This is a genomic window from Paenibacillus terrae (assembly GCF_000943545.1).
Lineage (GTDB): Bacteria > Bacillota > Bacilli > Paenibacillales > Paenibacillaceae > Paenibacillus > Paenibacillus terrae_A.
Window position 1 is genome coordinate 95,883 of the sequence record NZ_JTHP01000005.1, and the last position, 20,109, is coordinate 115,991.

The following is a 20,109-nucleotide window of genomic DNA, read 5'->3' on the forward strand; positions in this document are numbered from 1 at the left end:
ATCGTTAAAACTACGGGAGTCTAGGACTTTTTTAACACTAGTTTCATCCAAAGAAAACCCGCTCAGTGAGCGGGTTTTTCAAATTTTCTACACATGATTACGTGCCTCAGTTTGCCTATGCTTTAAGATCCAGCACCAGTACATTCACCGAATTAGCGGGTAATTGCAGAAGGATCGCGTTATTACTGAGCGAAACCTGCTGCTCGGTAGGCACTACCTTCTCATCATTCTTTTTATTCACGTTAGGAACATGAACCAGAGAAGCATCGCCGGTTAGTGTAATCAGCTTGGCAATGGCCTCGACACTCAAATCTTGAAGGTTCAACTGTGTGGCCTTGTCTACGTTGTCGGCATTCACAAGCTTCACATATACATGCTCCGCATCTTTGGTCACCGAATTGAACACGTCTCTGTTGTAAGCTTCCAGCTTGTAGTCCAGCACTTTGCTGCTTGTCACTCCGTCAGTGTAAGAACAGATCAGGCTGTTACCCGTTTCACCGCCGTAATTCACCGTGATGGTGTAATCCGTGTTGTCAGCAAGCTCTTCATAGCTGGCCGCTCTCAGGTTGCCTGCCGCTGTACTGGAAGAGTAGTCACCTAAGGTATAGCCTTCCACCCCTTGCTTGTAAACCTTCACGCCCGTTGCCTTGCCGCCATAGCCGATGGCATATTCGACCACGTCCTTTTTCTCTGCGGAAATATCCGTAAGACCTGCACCCACATAAAAACCGTCCATGCCAGAAACACGGGAAGCGACGACCTCCACCTTGTAATTCGTCCATTGGTCGTTCAAAATGTACAGGCCGTTCAGACCACTGTCTTGAGCTTTGAGCACAAGCCCCTTGCCTGCCTCCAGCGTAGATCCCACGGAACCAGGAATAACCTGCCAAGCCGGATTCCATTCCTGGGTAAAGTCCTGATCCAGCAGTACGCTGCCGTCCTTGTTGGAAGTGACCGTCACACGCTTGACAATCACTTCTGCGTTGCCTGTCGCGATCTCAATTCCACCCTGAGGAATGAGGTCTATCGGCTTGCCGTTTTTGTAAGTGGAAAAAGAGGTCGGCAATACTTTATTGCCTAAATATTTAGCATACATTTGCTGTACATAGTAGTTTGGCGTAAACCACACCGTTTCGTCATCGAACCAGATGCAGTCCGGGGTCCATCTATAGGTTCCGTCCGTCAGCACCTTGTTGAACAAGGGAGCATAGGCTGCCAACAGAACGACATCGGCGTTATTTTCAAAGCCTGTCATCACCGCTGCCTCTGCTACTGCGCCTGCCAATGTATTTTTATCCGTAGACGCATACTCACCCACGAACACCTTGGACGTTTCCTTCCAGTCTATGCTGCCGTCTGCGTTATACGCTCTATAGTAATAATTATATCGGTCCGCGTTATTAAGCAGGTACTCGTTGGAACGGTAGTAGTGCTCATCTGCAATGGTGTCCATGTAATTTTCTTGCTTCTCATACCATGTCACGGTTTCCTCGGTTACTTGGGCACCATCTGCAAAAGCGACCTTAGCCGAACCGGTTATATTACCGCTCAGGAACTTCCAGCCCTGCTGATATGCATCGTCGTCTGCTTGAGCCCCAACCGTAGAGATGATATGCAGCTCATAGCCTGGATAGTTTTCCTCCATGTACGCATCAATAGACGTTTTGAACACTTCAAAGTTGGCAAAGAATTCTGTACCCCAGTTTTCGTTCCCTACTCCCAAATAATGCAGATCGAACGGCGCTTCGTGGCCCATTTTTTTACGCATGGCGGCCCATTCATTGTTCTCGAAATCCACATTAATCGCAAAGTCGATCAGGTCCGTAAAATTCTTGATATAGTATTCTCTTAATGCTCCACCAGCCGGATGAGCATAATCGGAACGAGCTTGGCAGAGAACGCCGCAGGCCATAACCGGAAGCGGAGCCGCATTCAGATCTTCGGCTAACTGGAAATACTCCATATAACCAAGGCCCATGGTCATCATATAGCCCCATACATTAAAATTTTCCTTGCGCAGCTCAATATCGCCAATAGATTCCTTCCAGTCGTATACATTTTCCCATATAAACGAACCCTCAGAGATACAACCGCCCGGAAAACGCAGGAACTTCGGATGCATATCGACCAGCGTGTTCACCAGATCTTTTCTCAGTCTATAGTTGGGATTCCCTTGGAAGTTGGCGTGTGCCGATTGGGATCGGGCTTCCTCCCCTACACCCCACACATCCTGTGGAAACAAGGAAACCATATCTATCGAAATCTCACCGTCAAACGTCAGTGCCAGTTGCCCCAGAACCGTAGCCGATCCTGTCAGCACCAGTTTGGAATCTATACCGTACTTTTTCCACGTATTGCTGCCTTCCACCTGTACGGTTACCGAATCACTAATCCCCCTCTCATTCGTGTCTTGCAGTTGTAGCGTGATCGTGCCTGCCGACTCAGCCTTCGCCCAGATGGTGAAATCATACTTGTCACCCGCTTGGATAGACATGGCGCAATTCTGGTTAGAATCCGAAAAGCCCTTATTCCGAATAGTCGCACCATCCGATACCGTCACATAATAAGAGTTCACATCTTTGTCTTTAGCACCTAAAAATTCATTTAATCCGCCGCTATTTTGCGGAGTCATCTTGTCCGTATCACCGGACCAGGCAAACAAAGGGTTACGGTTACGCCCCGTAGAGCAGCCGCATTCACCGGAAGCATGGGAATAGGTATCGAACACGAAGGACTCGAAGGAACGATTCTGAACAAGCTCCGCATAAATTCCGCCATCCGCTGCGTTATTGATATCTTCGTAGAACAAGCCGTACATCACTTCGCTGATATCCATGACTTCCCTATTTCCATGAATGGTCAAAGTGTAAGGAGGTAGCTGTTCTGGAAGTACGGATACTTCAAAACTTTTTTCAATACAGCTTTGGCCCTTCGTCAAGAAGGCTGTCACGGTTACCCCCTGTGAGGAGGTAATTGTCTGGACCTGACCGTTGTCAGAGAGTATCTCAGGGTGACTGGATTTCCAGGTCACTTCTACTCTACCTCCCATGAGGACCGTTGGCAGGGACAAGTCTTTGGTTACAATCGTCGTTGGGAAGGACAGATACTTATCGCGAGCAAGCTTCACAATCTCTTCGTCTGTCAACGAATCGCACATGACTTCGATGACTTCATCCGTTGACAAGCCTGCTTTATAAATGCGGAAGTCCGATAGGGAGCCGGAAAAGTCCACATCCGCTGCATGCTGGGAACGACCGATAAAATTGTTGCTGTAGTTGGACGAGTCTGTAAACGTTTCAAACCATTTGCGCAGCTTGGCATAGCTGCCGCTGGAGGTTTGGCTGATGGAGCCGTCTGCTACGACTTCGCCGTTCACATACACAACCGGACCCGCACTGCTTAATGTGCCGCCTTTTGTGCCGATCACGGACATGGCTATGTGCATCCACTCATCCCGAACAAAACCTCTCCCCGGATCTACAGCCAGATCTGCCTCGGCGAAAAGAGTCCCGCGCAGATTCCGTGTCATGAACATATAAGGCCCTGTATGGGCTTTGCCAAAGTCAAAAACACGTTCCCACATATCCGTGAATCTACCGAAGTTAACCCAAGCAGTCACCGTGACGCCCGTGTTATCGCTTACATCTTTAAGCAAATTGGAAGGAAGCTGTATATACGATGTACCATTAGAACCTCCCTCAAGCGTTAAAGCCATTCTGCCGCTGGCATTGGAGATTGTTGGTGCTACTGTGCCAGAAGCAACCCCGTCATTACCTTGCCCTGAGCTATCTTTGCCGACGTTCCCAGCATCATCAAACTTGTACCGCGCAATGATTTGATCTTGGAATTTGGTCATCTTCGTTGCTCCTATACATATATTTTGTTAATGTAATAACTAATTAGTTAATATAAATATATACTATATAACTATAGTACCTTATCCTGCCCACATTTTTCAATCCTTTATAGTGACAAAAAAACCGCTCAATGAGCGGTTTTTCAGATGGGCCATCCTTGTTAGGGTAAATTTTTCACTCAATTAGATGAACTGCTTTAATTCTCTATTGGAAACAACTTTTTGCCCCAAAGATTTAGTCAATATTCACTCCTTGGGACTAACTACTTATTCAGTATTAAACAAATTTATTTTCAGCTCGTAAATAAACCGACCTCATGGGTTACACGTTCAGAGTTTCTGACCACAATTCGGACAGAAGTTAGCTCCTTCGTTTTTCACGCCGCAGTTAGGACAGAAATTGGGCTTTTTATGGTCTCCAGAAGGAGCAGGAGCAGCAGGTTCAGGTTGAGGCTCGGCCGGAGGATTTTGGTTGGGATTCAAATTTTTCATCATTTCATTTGCTATATTCATCCCCATCATCATACTCGCCATGTCCGAAGCAGCGCCGCCGCCTTTTACGTTGCCAGATGCAATACCGTCCGTCATTGTGACCTGTTGATACTTTTGCAAATTACCGATCATTTCATGAGAAGCCGTCTTCGTAATCATATCCTGAATTTCTTGAGGATAATTGAAGCTCATCACGTGAAAGCCTGTAATCGTCATCCCGTTGTCCATCACTTGCATATCCAGATCTTCTTGAATGCCTTTGGAAATATCGGAAGCATTCGCTTGCAAATTAAACATGTCCTTCCCTTCTCTGCTGATCCACTTCATTAACAACTGATCCAGCACAGAAGTAATCCGGATTTTAACATCCTCCACCAGATAACTGTCTTTCATCCCAGCAACCTTATCTATGAGCGTAACATAATCGTCCACTTTAAAATTAAACGTGCCATTCGCACGAATAGGCATACCGCCCGGAAGCTGGGGAGTCGGGATCAAAACCGGATTTTGCGTCCCCCATTTGACGGTAAACTCCTTCGTATTGACGAATAAAACTTCCACCCTCATACCACTGTTAAAGCCGAATTTAAACCCTTTTAGCGTGGACAGAAACGGGATAATCTCAGAATCTATATTGTAAGATCCTTCATTCTCGAAAATCCCTTCGATCTTGCCGTTATTTACGAAAATCGCATCTTGACCGGAGCGGATCATTAACTTGCTTCCTTTTTTAATCTCCCGATTGCTCCATTTCCAAAAAATCATATCATCTCTAAATTCTTCCCACTCTACCACGTTCGCAAATTGGTTTCTAAAGAACGACATTCTGTTCCCATCCCCTCAGTTAAAATGAACCTCTGCTGCCGCTATGCGAATGACCGCCACTGGTGGTTCCGCCTCCGCCTGAACCGCTGCTACTGCTACTCTTTTCGATCTTCCGTTTCGTTGTTGTTGTGTGGAGGTATTGATCCCGATGAGCCAAAATCCCTGAAGTGCTTGCATCCTCGTAGGTCTGCCTATTGACCGTAACGCGGCCGCCAGAATTGGAAACCATCTTACCCACGATAATCCCCGCCAATACCAGTGAAACCACCAATTGAAACGCAATACTATAAAATATACTGTCCGGGTTCACCCCTGGTCGGATTCCCAAATACCTGTGCGCACTTAAAATATATTTTTGGAATGCAGGCTCATAGTTACCGCTCGTCAGGTATGGGCTAATCTCGTCACGTATTTTATCCAGTCTGTCGTTATCCAGATACCGCTCTGCTTTGTAAAATCCGGCCAAATAAATCTCTCTATTTCGCATGTCCAGCGTTAAAATAACCGCATTTCCATGAGACCTGTCATATCCAGGCCCATGATCATCATAAAAGTCCTGCGTCATTTTCATAACATCCATATTGTCAGGATTGTTGGAGGTAAAAATAATAATGTCCGTTTCTCTTTCGGACCCGTATTGATTAGCCATCGTGTTCAGCTCATCATACTCTGTCTGATTAAGCAGACCCGCTTCATCATAAATCAATGACTTCCATTCCGTTGTAGCCGCTTCGGCCTTTATTTCCACGGGAACGGCTAGAAAAGCAGCGAAGAAAAATAAGATTGCCAGGATCAGTCCAACCCTTTTCATTAAAACATCCCCCCCATGATCACCCAAGTGATTAGCTTCAATGAAAGGAAAGAGACACCGAAAATGCCTGCAAACCAGGCAGTCACTTTGGCCTTGCTAATCGGAGGCTTGCCGACTACCTTGCCCGTCTGACCGTTCATGGCAAACGTATGCTCCAATCTATTGTAGTCATAGTGTATTACCCATACCGGGAGCAGGACATAATCTGCTTGTTTTAATGTAGTATCAATTTGCTTTTCCGTGTAGTTCACGGCCGTGTACTCTGACACCGCAGACTGAATATAAGCATCAATATATTCCTTCACTTTTTCTTTCACTCGCGGGAAAAGCTCCTCGTCGTTATAACTGTATTTCTCCGCAATGTAGCCGGCGAGATACGGAGTTTTAAAGCTTTTTAGCTGATCGTAAGGAAAAGGCTCTAATTTATCCATCAGCTCGTCGTTCATTTTCTCCGCGGCATCAATCGGAACCTTCACATAATTCAGACGGATTTTCCGGTATACATCAAAATGCTGTGTTTCCGTATACTCGTAGTCCCCGCTCGTGTAGGTTCTCACTTTTTTGCCCTGACCCTGAACCTCAATTTTATTATGTAATTCATATAACCAGAAAGGCACATACATCCCGGTGATTCCCTTGATTCGATCTGCTGTCATGAACCGGTTCGGCGTCAGACGACCATTCTTGCACCATTTTCGGAAAGCTTGCATTGCTTCTTCCTTACTGATCGAAAAAGGAATGACCTGCGCGGGAGCCAGCTCCCCTGTCAGTCGATCGCCAAGAACAACCGCTGAACCGCAAAAGCTGCAAACCGTCGCACTTGTCTCTACTTCGGTCATAATAACTGCTCCGCAGCTGGTACAATGGTACTCCTGAGCCTCGTCTTCTATAAAAACATGATTCGTCAGAGGATCTGGAAAATACTCGATATTGTCCTTTCTTCCGCAACTGTGACAGGATAACATTCCTGTTTCACTGTCAAAGACCATGCCACTGCCGCAGTTTGGGCATTTATATTCGATAACCGGCATCTGCTCACCTCTATCATAAAGAACTGTTATTTCTGATCTTTCAATTTTTCTTTGATCGCAGCCAATTCATCTTCTGCATTCGTGCTTTTCTCATATTGTACGAATAAATCATCCAGATCGTCCTGCGTCCCTGCTCTAAGCTCGGCTATAGCCATTGCTTCATCATATGCCCTGTTAACCTTCTCTTCCATAGCTTCGAATACGGAATCCTGGCCGCCCATGGCGTTCAATGATTGCTGTACTTTGGCAACCGCCATTTTCCCTTTTAGCTTGATGCGCCGTGCTTCCAATTGGTCCATATCGGACACCAGTTTATTCTGCATTTGTTTCATATTTTCGGCGTTTGATGAAGCCAAGTCATAAGCGGTTTCGAATTGTCCCCGTTTCTCCACCTGCGTTACCTTTCTCTCCAGAAACTTTCGAGCGTCCTCATCATTGCCAGCCTCCACTGCCTTCATAGCATAATTCTGAAGCTTTTTGATCTCGGCTCTGCATTCATCCAAAGCTCTTTTCGCTCTTCGCTCATCCGCCAACACCGAAGCGGTTTCCGCTTTCACTCTGCCCAGGTCGATGTTCAGGTTCCGCATGTAATCGTCAATTGTCTTCTCCGGATCTTCCACCTTGTCTAATAAGGCGTTAACATTCATTTTCATAATATCCCTAAATCTCGACAGAATCCCCATCATGGTCTCCCTTCGAAAAGACTGCATTCCTACCATATAATACATCAAATTCGGAAAAAAGGGTTCATTTCCCTTTCCAAATCCAATGACAGGCACTTTAACGCCATCATTCAATACCCTTTCCGTAATTTTCCGGTTCATATGAACAGCCTCCTTTACTATTTTCATATAAGATAACACCTCGCCGCTGCATAGGCAAAAGTACAGCTAACCAAATCAAAAAAAGTGCCTGATCCCCGTGAAATCATACTTTAAGACACGGGGGGCAGGCACTTGCACCGCAGTAACTAATCATATATTCCACTTCATGCTTGCTTGTCCTGTATAGTGTTGAAGTGGACTTTATTTTTTATCTCAAGCTTTTCCATACCCAGTTTTCTACTTCTGGTAAGTCGATGCCTTCTTCACGAATGTATTGATTATGCTTCTTAACCATAGCATCCATTTCAACCACAATGCTTGTGTACTTCCCGGCGTCAGGTAAGTTTAGAACAGCTTCCTTCACTAAGTCAAAACGGTCCATTTGATTCAATACACGCATATCAAATGGTGTCGTAATATCACCATTTTCACGGTAACCATGCACATACAAGTTATGATTGTGACGATCAAAGAACAGATCTTTGATTAGACCTTCATAGCCATGGAAAGCGAAAACAACTGGCTTTTCCTTTGTGAAATAATGATCAAACTCTGCGTCAGATAATCCACGAGGATCTATTTTTTGACTTCTCAATCTCAATAAATCTACCACGTTGATGAATCGAATCTTCAGCTCAGGCAATTTATCATGCAAAATGGAGATCGCAGCTAAACTTTCAATCGTTGGTTCTGTACCGGCAGAAGCAATGACAAGATCAGGTTCTCCACCTTGATCTGTACTTGCCCAGTCAATGATCTTCAATCCTTTATCTACCAACTCTTTTGCTTCATCAGCTGTAAACCATTGTGGACGTGGGTGCTTAGACGAAACAACCAAGTTGATCTTTTGACGGTCGTTTAAAATGGTATCAAAGACAGCCAGTAAGGAGTTGGCATCAGCTGGCAGATACTCACGAATAAATTCTGGTTTTTTATCAGCCAAGTGACCTAACAGGCCTGGGTCTTGGTGTGTATACCCATTATGATCCTGCTGGAACACCGTTGAAGTTGCTACGACATTCAATGATGGGATATCTGCACGCCATCCTTGATCCGTTGCTTTACGTAACCACTTGAAGTGTTGAGTAATCATCGAGTCAACAACACGCAGGAAGGCTTCATAACTTGCAAAGAAACCATGACGACCCGTTAAAACGTAACCTTCCAGCAAGCCCTCTGCTTGATGTTCGGATAATTGGGAATCAATAACACGACCATACGATGCTAAAAATTCATCATTAGGTTCAATAATTTGGTCCATCCATTGACGTTTGGTTACTTCAAAAACAGGAGCTAAGCGGTTAGACATCGTTTCATCAGGTCCGAAGATTCTGAAATTACGATTTTCTTCATTTAAAAGAACCACATCTTTAACGTATTTCCCTAAAACCGACATATCCTGTGCAATGACTTTACCAGGCACGGAATTATCCAGCGCATAGTTACGGAAATCTGGTAAGTGCAAGTCTTTAATGAGGTTACCCGCATTCGTAACAGGGTTCATCCCCATTCGTTTATCGCCTGTAGGTAGAATTTCAGCAATCTCAGGTTTTAAACGGCCATTTTCGTCGAACAATTCTTCTGGTCTATAGCTATTCAGCCATTCTAATAGTGCAGGTGCGTGCTGCATATTTTTTTGGTCAACAGGAATTGGAACTTGATGGGCACGGAATGAATTTTCATTAGGTACGTTATCCCATTCTTTTGGACCCGTCCAGCCCTTAGGTGTACGGAAGACAAGCATCGGCCATGCTGGGCGAGTAAGGTCATTGTTTTCACGCGCATTCTTTTGAATAGCTTCAATTTTTTCGATGACGGTATCCAATACTTTCGCCATTTCTGGATGCATTTGATCAGGATTTTCACCTTCAACAAAAAATGGTTCCCAACCCAAGCCTTTGAAATATGAGGTTATTTCTTCTTTCGATTGACGAGACATAATCGTTGGGTTACTAATCTTGAAGCCATTCAAGTGTAAGATTGGCAGCACTGCACCGTCAGTAATGGGGTTGATAAATCTGTTAGAGAACCACGAAGCAGCTAATGGTCCGGTTTCAGCTTCTCCATCACCAATAACAACAGCCGAAATCAAATCGGGATGATCTAAAATGGCACCCACCCCATGAGAAAGGGAGTAACCTAATTCTCCACCCTCATGGATAGATCCAGGTGTTTCAGGAGCGGCATGTGAAGCAATACCGCCAGGGAACGAGAATTGTTTGAATAATTTTTTCATACCCAGGATATCTTGTGTAATTTGCGGATAGATTTCAGTGTAGCTTCCATCGAGATATGAATTTGAAACCATAACCTGGCCGCCGTGACCAGGGCCTTCAATGTAAAGCATGCTCAAATCATATTTATTAATAACACGATTTAGATGTGCATAAATAAAGTTTTGGCCAGGAATGGTACCCCAGTGTCCAATAGGCTTAATCTTTACGTCCGAATCTTTTAATGGTTCTCTTAGCAAAGGATTATCTTTTAAATAAAGTTGGCCTACCGAAATGTAGTTCGTTGCACGCCAATATGCATCAAGTTTTTCCAAATATGCTTTAGATGAGTAATCTACTATTACTGGTGATAATGACATGATGTCCACTCCCTAAACAATTTTGTTTGTAATTTATTCCGGAAATTTCATCGACATGTACATCATAACGCTGCATCGATTAAATTCAACCTTTTCAACAAATGATACGGTCCAATTTTGTGAAATTTTGAACATAGTATGAAATATAATTAAAAAGACAGTAAAAAAGCTCTTACATTAAAATAAATAGAAATTTAAACCACATTTTTTATTACAATTCTATCCATAGTATGATCAGATATTTTTTTCAAAAGCATAAAAAAAAGACTGGAAATTTTTCCAGTCTCATCGTTAATGAACCGATACGAAGGTGTTGAATTTCAAATATTTGTAATGGAATCGCATATGAGAAAATTCAAATGGCGTGCCATTATCCAAAAAGAAAACACCTTCCATGATGCCTACGGGCTCATTTTCCTTCAAATGCAGTAGTTCTTGATCGTCTGCTTGGGACGGCTCTGCAAAAATGGATAAAAAAGATTTGGTGACGGCTAGATTCCGCGAGTCTTCCAAATAATTGAAAATCGACCCCTCGATAATCGTCTGATTTAAATTTTGGACAATTTTAATAGGGATATAGCCCGTTTCAATCATAAAAGGATCATCATCAAACAAACGTAAGCGAACAATTTTGTAAACAAAATCATGGGTTTCCAAGAACAAATCTCGCTGTAATTCTTCTGTTGGTGGAATGACCTCAAAACTCAATACTTTGATTTTAGGCTTTTTACCATGCATTTGAAAATTATCAGTGACCCCTAGATTAGAGCCTTCGTAGTTAAAGATAGATTCATTTCTTATGTATAATGGATTAATAAATGTTCCGGAACCGCGCTTCTTGAAAATAATTCCGACATTCTCCATTTTAGTCAGAGCACGTTTAATTGAACTACGACTAACCTGGTAAGTCTCACTAAGACTGCGTTCATCTGGCAATCTCATATCTGCAAACTTTCCAGCAAAGATTTTCATCTTAAGATCGTCAATAATTTGCTTATAGACAAATTGTGTCATATCGTACTCCTCTTTCAGGTCTTCTATAACTTCATATAGTTTACCATAACTTGTTCTTTCCATCTCATGTTTGTTTACGTATGTAGAGTGAGCCTTCATCTGATAGCTTGCTTTTACTATACATCTCTATGCATAATACCATGATTGCACATACATCATACCACTGCAATGCATCATGTTCATGCAGAGTATGATCCTTTCTCTCTTTAAGGGCAGATAGTCATCCCCTTTCAACCCCAAAGAGCGACGACACCGACGAAAGCGTCTCCCTGCGCCAAAGTCGATACCGTCACTTTTCTACCTGAACATTTAGAAGGGCACTTGATTGGAACATCCTCTTTGTTTCTCTAGTCTTGATTCAGTCCAAGCGAATTCCTTCGAACGCATTCATGACTAATTGCTGCACATAGGAATCGTCTAATGGATCACCAGTTACCAGCAATCGATAAAAAATCGGTCCGTAAATGAGATCTATACTTAATTCAATATCGAGATTTTTCTTCAATTCCCCACGCTTAATCCCCCGCTCCATAAGAAGCCTGGCCTCGAGCCGCCGAGGATGGAAATACCGCGTCCGGTATGCCTCCGATAATCCTGAATCAAGCTGCCCTTCACCTATTAACTCCGTAATGATTTTACCCTCCCGACTTGTCAAGAACCGAACTAAATTCGTAGCATGAATGAGAATATCATCTAATACAGAACCCGTGTCGGGTACGGGCAATCTTGCTATGGAAGCTGACAGAAAACCATCCATCACCACGGCAGCCTTGTTAGGCCACCATTTATAAATGGTCGCTTTGCTAACTTTAGCTCGTTCAGCAATTTTTTCTACCGTAACCGCTCCAAAGCCATGCTCCAACAGTAGATCATAGGAAGCCGTAAGGATAGACTTTTGCGTCTCGACATTACGCGGACGTCCTCGTTTACTCTGCACTGGAACCCCCCCTTCCTCTTAGATGTAAGTAAACACAAAAAATAAACTGTACGTTCAGTATATCAAATATCAAGTAAAAATAAAACGAATTTACCTATTTACAAAACCAAACGTTCAGTATATTATTTGATTATCGAATTAATGAACTATACGTTCAGTATTTATTTTCCGGTAGCATTGAATTAAGGAGTGTTGTTGCACAATCACTAAACAATCATAAGGAGGATTATCATGCAAAGAGAACAACAAGCAATAGGAAGTAACCGTATTTCAAATGGGATGATGTTTCTGTTGGCAGCCGCATGCGGCCTGATCGTTGCCAATCTTTATTATGCTCAGACCCTTGTAGGACCTATCCATATTGCTATGGGCCTTTCTTCCACAGCAGCGGGCTTCATTGTCACATTAACTCAAGTCGGTTATGTTGTGGGATTACTGTTTATCGTACCGCTCAGTGACATTATTGAAAATCGACGCCTCATGGTCGTATCCCTAATCATTACAGTCGGTGCATTGCTCGCAGCCGCATTCGCCCCCAATGCGCCGTTGTTCCTGACCGCATCTCTGTTCATTGGAATTGGATCGGGGGTAGCCCAAATACTGGTGCCATATGCCACGTACTTAGCATCTGAAGAGCAGCGCGGCCGCGTTGTCGGGAATGTAATGAGTGGACTGTTGCTAGGAATTATGTTCGCACGACCAGTGGCAAGCTTTATAACCAGCATCTGGGGATGGCAAGCCATATTTATTTTGTCAGCGATTGTCGTAACGCTGTTGACGATTCTGCTCTCGCGAGCTCTTCCTGAACGCAAGCCTGCGCCTACGGTATCTTACGGCAAATTAATTTTCTCTCTGGGCACTCTTTTAAAACAAACACCCGTATTGCGCCGCCGTGCCCTATATCAAGCCTGTCTATTTGGAGCCTTCAGCCTATTTTGGACTGTCGTTCCTCTGCGATTAGCGGATGATTTCGGAATGTCCCAGCAAGGTATTGCATTGTTTGCTTTAGTAGGCGTGGGTGGAGCAGTAGCAGCTCCGATAGCCGGAAGATTGGCTGATAAAGGCTGGAGCAAATTCTTAACCGGGCTAGCCATGATCATTGCCGCCTTGTCTTTTTTGCTAATCTATCTTTTTCAAAACCATTCGACAGTTGCTCTTATACTGCTCTTTGTTTCAGCGATTACACTGGATATGGCCGTATCGGGAAATCTTGTACTTGGGCAGCGTGTGATTTACTCCTTGGGAAGTGAAGCAAGGGGGCGTCTAAACGGACTCTTCATGTCTATTTTTTTCGTAGGCGGTGCCATTGGATCATCGTTAGGCGGTTGGTCTTATGCGCAAGGAGGTTGGAATTTCAGTGCTCTCATTGGAGTCGCGCTGCCGTTGCTAGCTTTGCTTTACTTTTTCACTGAGAAAGAAACGAGTGGAGACGTACAAAAGAAACCTTCGGCGGAATAACCATACAACAAAAAATTACCCCTATTCGTCTAAGTAGTTAGAGATACACACGACGAATAGGGGATGCTGTGTTCTAAAGGTTCATAATCTTTTATTTAAGTATTGCATCGATGGAATATGAGCCTGCCCCTGTCAATGCGATACCGACTACGACTGCAATCAGAACTAGCGGATATTCATAGCCATTAGCTGTTGCCCAAATTCCGTTTTGGCCATGTACTTTGAAAATCGCCCCAAGCATAGTCAGCGTAATGAACAATGCAGCCAATGGAGTGAGTAGTCCCAAAGCAAATAGGACTCCTCCCAGCAATTCCATCAACCCAGCGGACACGGCCATGAATACTCCCGGTTTAATTCCGACCGATTCCATCTCCCCCTCCAAAAAAAACCTTGAAAGGCATGGAACCCATCAAGATTTTAATCTACTGTGAAACTCTATATTTATTGAATGTTCCTTAATATTTTTTTTGCTCTATGGCGTAGCATTTGAGACGCCCATCGAGCATTAACAATATCGATTAAAGATTCTAATAACAGTTTTTGTTTTATTAGTGGCAATTCTGCAAACCAATTTAAAGCTAATTCCACCCAATAATCTGATTTTTGTTCAAAACCAATTTTAACAATTTCTACGAAAGGAAAAATTTCATCTACATTAACAATTATTTCGTAGTTACCCAAAGCCTCCTCTAGTGATTCGACAAGTTTTTTTCTTGGCTGCTCTAATAACACTAATAAACGAAGAAATTTCCATGTCTCATCCAGTATTCTTAAACCTTCCTTCTCCTTAATTACCCATTTAGCATCCCTCGATAAACCAATGATTGTCTGATGTTCCCCGTATGATATAATTGGAATCCACCTTAGAGATTCTTCAGAATCAATAAGACGAGTAGAAGTAAATTCTTCAAATGGAATCTTGCTTTCAATAAAAGTTTTCAAGTTAATATTCATAGATTAATCACCCCAAACTTCATGTTTTACTGGTAATCCATAACTCTTCATTACCTCATCAAATTGCTTTCTCACCTCAGGAGTCCAATTCTGACCATAGTGACCGCTATTCTCAGTGGTATAGATTTCTCCATTTGGCCCTCTACTAAAAGTCCCACCAACGACAGTTTTTCCATCAGCATCTATTGTTTGAGCTAACTTTTGGTGTGGTGAACCTTTAAAGGAAGTAGTATCTTTAGGCTTACCAACAACGAATGTATTCGTTTTAGGGTCAAATACAAACTCAATTCCTCCTTGTTTAGGATAATAATTTTTAATAGCTTTAACGGATTGGGATGAGGAATTTACCTCAAGTACACCTGAGGTCGGTCCTGAACCTTTCCAAGTTGGAACATTACCCGTTCCTTCAGTTTTGGGTGGTTCAATTGGTTTTGAAGGCGTGACCTTCCCCGTTATCGGTTTTTTAACCTTTGAGATGTTAAATGGTTTAGGGGTTATCCCTAGATTCCTATTCGCACCTCTAATCCCCTGAAAGTTAATAATTAAACTACTACCGATAATAGAAATAGCTAGTAATGTGTCTATCTTCTTTCCCGTTAAATAATCATAGCCTTTTATAGCTGCTTCTAATTGTTTTTGGTTAATATCCTCGTGAACTAATCCTTTGTTTATTTTGATTTGTTCATCTTTATAGGCAATGCTAGCTTTGGCTGCTTCCTTACCCGAAACCCCTTCTTTACTAAGTATTGTCGTACCCCATATAATTTGTTTTCCATACCCATTAAAATTGTAGGATTCTTTAACTTTCTCTTTCTCTTTTTCTCTCTCCTTTGCCTTTGCCTTCTCCTTTTCTTTCTCCTTTGCCTTCTCCTTTGCCTTCTCCTTTTCCTTTTTCATGTAACTGTCGTGATTGGCCTTCCAGTGTTTTCTCACATCTTCCGGGACTTGCTGATAGGCATGAACCATAGCATTCGATTCTTTCAGTAAGTTTTGAACGAGCTCTAGGGGACCACCGGAATGGGCCACATGACGCGCACTCGTATATACTTTGCCTAGAATCCACTTGCTATAATAGGCTTGTTTCGCTTGCTCATGCTCGTACTGGCTAATCAATCCTTGAAGTGCCAAACCTGCCAAATGTTTTAACGGATGTACACCCGTTTTTTTAGACATTCCCAAGGTAGACGTTCCTTTGCTCCGAACAGGAATCGCTGCGGTTGCGAGCATAATCGCACCCGCTGCCATTCCCACAGGTCCACTTAGTGCTGCTCCCATCACAACACCCGCCACTTTTCCGATCACCGGAATGGAGCCTAACAACTTGGATACCGTACCCAGCAACGCATCAGCTTTTTTTTGAGCTGCCGGGCTCGTGATCTTCGCGGTCGGGGGCTTTGCTGTGCTGTTGGATGAAGCCTTCGCGGCTGCGGATTGTGCCGCCTCATACGCTTTGATGTTCATCAGCGGGGGTTCCGGCACAGGAGGAAGATCCATGACGAACACTGGAGCCTTCACCGTACCCTCCTGATGAATCACCGGAGCCTTGGTATCCGTTTCGCCATCCAGCACCATACTGCTGGCTCCGCCCTTTAGATACAATGCACTTCCCGCCTCAAGTGACAGCTCCTGACCTGCATCCAGCTTCACATGACCGCCTTGAATCTGCACATTTCCCGGACTGCTGACGGTAATGCCACTCCCTTCATGGAGTGTAATGGAAAATGCCCCCGAGGTGGACAGGGTCAGCTCTTGCTCCGACATGTCCACGCCACTTCCTTGCGCATGTCTCCATACTTTGACGTCTGGCTGCCCCGTCGTGTGGCGGTGTTGCCGCACCGAATCCGTCACATACGCTTCATGTTCCCGACTCGTCGGCAAGTAAAGCTCCACCTGCTCCCCGATCTCCGGCATATCATACCAGCCGCTGTGTTCTTCCGCTACATAGCGAGTCGCCACCGGGAACCAACACGCTTTAGCCGGGTCTTGTTTAGGGTCGATATCCAACTGGAGCTGTACAAAGTCTTGCTGTACCTTTAACACACTACCCGTAAGTGTAATGCCCGTAACCTTATCGTTTTCATAACGGGCATAGCGGGTATCCTGTTCGGCCTGGAGATCGTAACGAGTGAGCAACAAGCCATCCTCTAACCGTGTCACTGCCCGAACGACGACCAACTCTTTTCCTGATCCAATCGGTAACGTAATGAGATCCCCTAGCGCCACATAGAGCAAACTTTCGATCACATAAGTCACATATGAGCCTGTTCGTTCTCCCGGTTTTCCTTCATCTAGCTCATGAAACGTTTTCCGTACCCGGTAAAATACATCCCGTTCCACCCTGTACGATTTGCCTTCCGGCATCCCGAAAAAAACCTTGGGCGAAGCTGCGGTCACCTCCGGCACCAGCACCGACCCAAAGCGGGAGGCGAGGCGCTTTAAAAACGCCCAATCAGTCTCCTCATATTGTAAAACAAAAGTGTCCAGTTTAGCATAGTTCGTGACGGTATCAATGGCATCTCCATACTGGTATTTTCGAACCATCGTTGTGACCAGATCATCATAGGTGCGGTGAATATCCTGATAGGACCGCTTTTTCAGCTTGATATCCATCTGATACGAATGCGAAGCCGCCTCCAGTTCAAAGGTATATACGCCCCGTATGCAGTGTACGGACATGCGTGTAACCAAACCGTGAAACAATCGTCTTAGCGACTGTCCCTGCTCATCCAATTGGCGGATAACAATCGGCTCCTCCTCCATGTTCTGCCCCATACACGCGGCTCCCTGTTCTTCGGACAGCATGCCGCTCACCGTCAAATATACGTGATCGTTGATGGCTCTTGTCATTTGAAGCTTTTCTATATGTTGAGGCTGAAAAAAACCGTAGAAACGCAGACTTTCATACCCGATTCCGTTTTGCAATACGCTCAAGTGAGTTCATTTCTCCTTTCCGACAGCATAAAGCCGTGAGGTGGTGTCCGAAATATAGCAGTCATGAAACGGGCATTAATCCAGCTCCTGCCCGTCATTTTCAATTCGGATATGACCACAATACAGGCATTGATGGGTACAGTTCTGTGTCAAGGCAGGTTGGCCCTCAATCCTCATGTCGCTTTTTCCGTTCAGCCACGGCATGGTCAGGACAGGAACACACGGGGCTTTCTTCACACCATAGATGTCCACCATGTCACTGGCTTGCACAGCCGGATTTAATGGACTGGAGCAGTTCCCAAAAGACTGGATGTTCACACCCGGTACATAATCTCCAATGTTCATTTGTGCTTTGTTTTTCACGTAGACCCCATGGCTGAAAGGTCGTTTTAAACGGGTAGGCTGCGTGCCATAACTACAGCTTAAAATCGCTCCTGCCACGACATAGCTCTTTTTCGCACCCGTTCCCGGTTTCACTTGGGCTTCTTCCACCTTACCCCATCCTCCTTAGTGCCTCCATCTCAACTCTTTGCACTCGAATGCCTGTAAAAGATCGGCGCAGCAGGCTTTCTGCCACAGCCAAATGGATATAGATATGAGGTTCGATCATTCCCTCAATCCGAAAAACAGAAGATTCCATCTCCCCCTGTCTCAGTATCAAACGCTTCAACATATCGTTGGGGTACCATTCCGTTTGTGCGGACAAACAGTCCACCATCGGCGGATGAAGCACCCAGTACACGTCCTGTCTGGCCTGCTGGAAATCGGTAAGGATGGCCGCTTTCCATTCCAGTCCCGGCATATATTTCTCCAATAATGCTTTCAGACGATCCGACACCAGCGGCAGAGGAAATTCCAAAAAGTCCGGGTACACCGTTCGTGAATCGGTATGTACAGCCAGAAAAAGAGGATCATCCTGCTGTTTTTGTCCCTGGGTCCCTGTCAGGATGTCTTCTACTTGCAAGGGAGACAGCGCAGCAGGTTCTACCCGATGTTTTACCCGCTCGTCTACCATCAGTCGAAAATATCTCAATGCAGCCACTCCCTTTTACTAACGGCACCCCTCACCTGTGCAGACGCAGACTCCTCTCCGTATGAAAGGGAAGTCTCAAGAGTTGCCCATTCCAATCCAATGGCTCCTCTACGCTGTGCATCGGTAAAAATGACTCCTTGTACATTGGCGTCCGTAAAATCAGCTCCGATCAAACAAGCTCCTTTAAAGGATGCACCTGACACATCTGCTCCAGCAAAGCAGGCATCCGTTAGATCCGCCCCGTTCAAGAACGCCCTTTGTAGTGACGCCTCTTGAAATACGGCTCCTCGCAACTGTGCATCTTGAAATCGGGTCCCCTGCAAGTTCGCCCCTGTGAAATCTACGCCAGCAAAACCCAATGGCTCCCAATCTAAAGAAGCATCTGATCCATATCCGGTGTTACCCATAACGACATCCAATATCGCCCCTCTCATGGAACAACCGCTAAAATCAGCTCCATGAAGCAAGCTGTACGTTAAGTCGATTCCATCGAGTTGACTTTCCTCCCATATCGTTCCAACCAAGACACAACCATGCAAGCGACTATGTTCCATCTCGATTTGGCGAAAAGCCGTATAGCGGAAATCCAACTGACTATAATCTCCGTCCGAAAGCTGGATTTCCTCCAACGCCTGATAGCTGTAGGCATGCTCTTCTTGTTCCTCCAGCCACGACCGGATTTCGTTCGCCTCCATGACTCTGCGATCTTCTCGATACACCGATACACTTTGGTCCATATATTCCCCCACACGTATCTCGAACGTCTCTTCCCGCTCCAGCTCTTGAAACTCCGGTAAGCACACGGCCTTTTTTATCGCCAAACGCATCATATTCACAACGAGCACATGAATATGTACCGCTGCCTCCAGCATGACCTGCTCCCATTCAAGCTCCGGTAGAGAAACATGCTGCTTCTCTACCTCCCTTCGCAATTTTTGCTGCAAATCGGTCCAATAGGAATATGTCCAACTTGTATCCCATTCAAATCGGATTGGTTCAGGATCAAGTACCCATAAAGCGTTCGCTGCCTCCACCAGATAGGTAGGCCGCTCCTCCAACCATGTGGTACGTAGCATGGAGTACGTGATATAACCGATCTTTCCTTTTCTTCCTTGAAGCTGCTCTTGCCGAATACCCCGGCAATATCCCCGAAACTCCTCTACACAGGCTTGAATCCGCAGTTCTTGCGTCGCCTTGAACTTCAGCGCCCAGTCTCTGCGGATCAGAAACCACGCCTGGTTCAAAATGGCTTGTTGTTGCTGCGTGTCCAGCTCATCTATGGACTTCTCCATCTGCTTTCATCCACCACCTAAAACTCTTCATAGTTCATATCATCATGTTGCCGCCATT

At 44.8% G+C, this 20,109-nt stretch carries 14 protein-coding genes and 1 pseudogene; 1 reads left to right on the plus strand and 14 read right to left on the minus strand.

The window, feature by feature from the left end; genetic code table 11:
• Positions 1-115: 115 nt before the first annotated feature.
• From QD47_RS04600 to QD47_RS04635, 8 genes are all read right to left on the minus strand, one after another.
• On the minus strand, positions 116-3,856 hold the full coding sequence (locus tag QD47_RS04600) for an alpha-L-arabinofuranosidase C-terminal domain-containing protein (protein WP_044645009.1): 3,741 nt from the start codon (positions 3,854-3,856) through the stop codon (positions 116-118).
• A gap of 330 nt (positions 3,857-4,186) precedes the next feature.
• Positions 4,187-5,173 (minus strand): SPFH domain-containing protein, encoded by a 987-nt coding sequence (locus tag QD47_RS04605; RefSeq protein ID WP_044645010.1) that lies wholly within the window; start codon positions 5,171-5,173, stop codon positions 4,187-4,189.
• Between the two features lie 19 nt (positions 5,174-5,192).
• Positions 5,193-5,984: a TPM domain-containing protein gene (locus QD47_RS04610; RefSeq protein ID WP_044645011.1), complete on the minus strand. Its 792-nt coding sequence runs from the start codon at positions 5,982-5,984 to the stop codon at positions 5,193-5,195.
• Positions 5,984-7,015: a TFIIB-type zinc ribbon-containing protein gene (locus QD47_RS04615; RefSeq protein WP_044645012.1), complete on the minus strand. Its 1,032-nt coding sequence runs from the start codon at positions 7,013-7,015 to the stop codon at positions 5,984-5,986. Before QD47_RS04615 ends, QD47_RS04610 begins: the two co-directional genes overlap by 1 nt.
• Before the next feature lie 26 nt (positions 7,016-7,041).
• The gene (locus QD47_RS04620) at positions 7,042-7,698 is read right to left on the minus strand and encodes a PspA/IM30 family protein (RefSeq protein WP_044645064.1); all 657 of its coding nucleotides are present in this window, start codon (positions 7,696-7,698) and stop codon (positions 7,042-7,044) included.
• Between the two features lie 349 nt (positions 7,699-8,047).
• The gene (locus tag QD47_RS04625) at positions 8,048-10,432 is read right to left on the minus strand and encodes a phosphoketolase family protein (RefSeq protein ID WP_044645013.1); all 2,385 of its coding nucleotides are present in this window, start codon (positions 10,430-10,432) and stop codon (positions 8,048-8,050) included.
• A gap of 291 nt (positions 10,433-10,723) precedes the next feature.
• The gene (locus QD47_RS04630) at positions 10,724-11,446 is read right to left on the minus strand and encodes a GntR family transcriptional regulator (protein WP_044645014.1); all 723 of its coding nucleotides are present in this window, start codon (positions 11,444-11,446) and stop codon (positions 10,724-10,726) included.
• A 358-nt stretch (positions 11,447-11,804) separates the two neighbouring features.
• Positions 11,805-12,383 (minus strand): TetR/AcrR family transcriptional regulator, encoded by a 579-nt coding sequence (locus QD47_RS04635; protein WP_044645015.1) that lies wholly within the window; start codon positions 12,381-12,383, stop codon positions 11,805-11,807.
• Positions 12,384-12,614: 231 nt separating this feature from the next.
• Here QD47_RS04635 and QD47_RS04640 point away from each other — a divergent pair, with 231 nt between their 5' ends.
• Positions 12,615-13,841, plus strand: a complete 1,227-nt coding sequence (locus tag QD47_RS04640; RefSeq protein ID WP_044645016.1) for an MFS transporter — start codon at positions 12,615-12,617, stop codon at positions 13,839-13,841.
• Positions 13,842-13,932: 91 nt separating this feature from the next.
• Here the strand turns inward: QD47_RS04640 and QD47_RS04645 are convergent.
• The 6 genes and pseudogenes from QD47_RS04645 to QD47_RS04670 all read right to left on the minus strand — a co-directional run.
• Positions 13,933-14,217, minus strand: a pseudogene (locus tag QD47_RS04645) (DoxX family protein); the annotation flags it as partial.
• A gap of 65 nt (positions 14,218-14,282) precedes the next feature.
• The gene (locus tag QD47_RS04650) at positions 14,283-14,795 is read right to left on the minus strand and encodes a hypothetical protein (RefSeq protein WP_044645017.1); all 513 of its coding nucleotides are present in this window, start codon (positions 14,793-14,795) and stop codon (positions 14,283-14,285) included.
• 3 nt (positions 14,796-14,798) lie between these two features.
• Positions 14,799-17,726, minus strand: coding sequence for a polymorphic toxin type 43 domain-containing protein (locus tag QD47_RS04655; protein ID WP_082067103.1), 2,928 nt, complete (start codon positions 17,724-17,726; stop codon positions 14,799-14,801).
• A gap of 75 nt (positions 17,727-17,801) precedes the next feature.
• A complete protein-coding gene (locus QD47_RS04660) occupies positions 17,802-18,218 on the minus strand; it encodes a DUF4280 domain-containing protein (RefSeq protein ID WP_044645018.1) in 417 nt (138 codons plus the stop codon).
• A gap of 1 nt (position 18,219) precedes the next feature.
• Positions 18,220-18,741, minus strand: coding sequence for a hypothetical protein (locus QD47_RS04665; RefSeq protein WP_044645067.1), 522 nt, complete (start codon positions 18,739-18,741; stop codon positions 18,220-18,222).
• Positions 18,742-18,755: 14 nt separating this feature from the next.
• Entirely contained in the window at positions 18,756-20,051 is a 1,296-nt protein-coding gene (locus tag QD47_RS04670; protein WP_044645019.1) for a pentapeptide repeat-containing protein, read from the minus strand.
• Between the last annotated feature and the right edge of the window lie 58 nt (positions 20,052-20,109).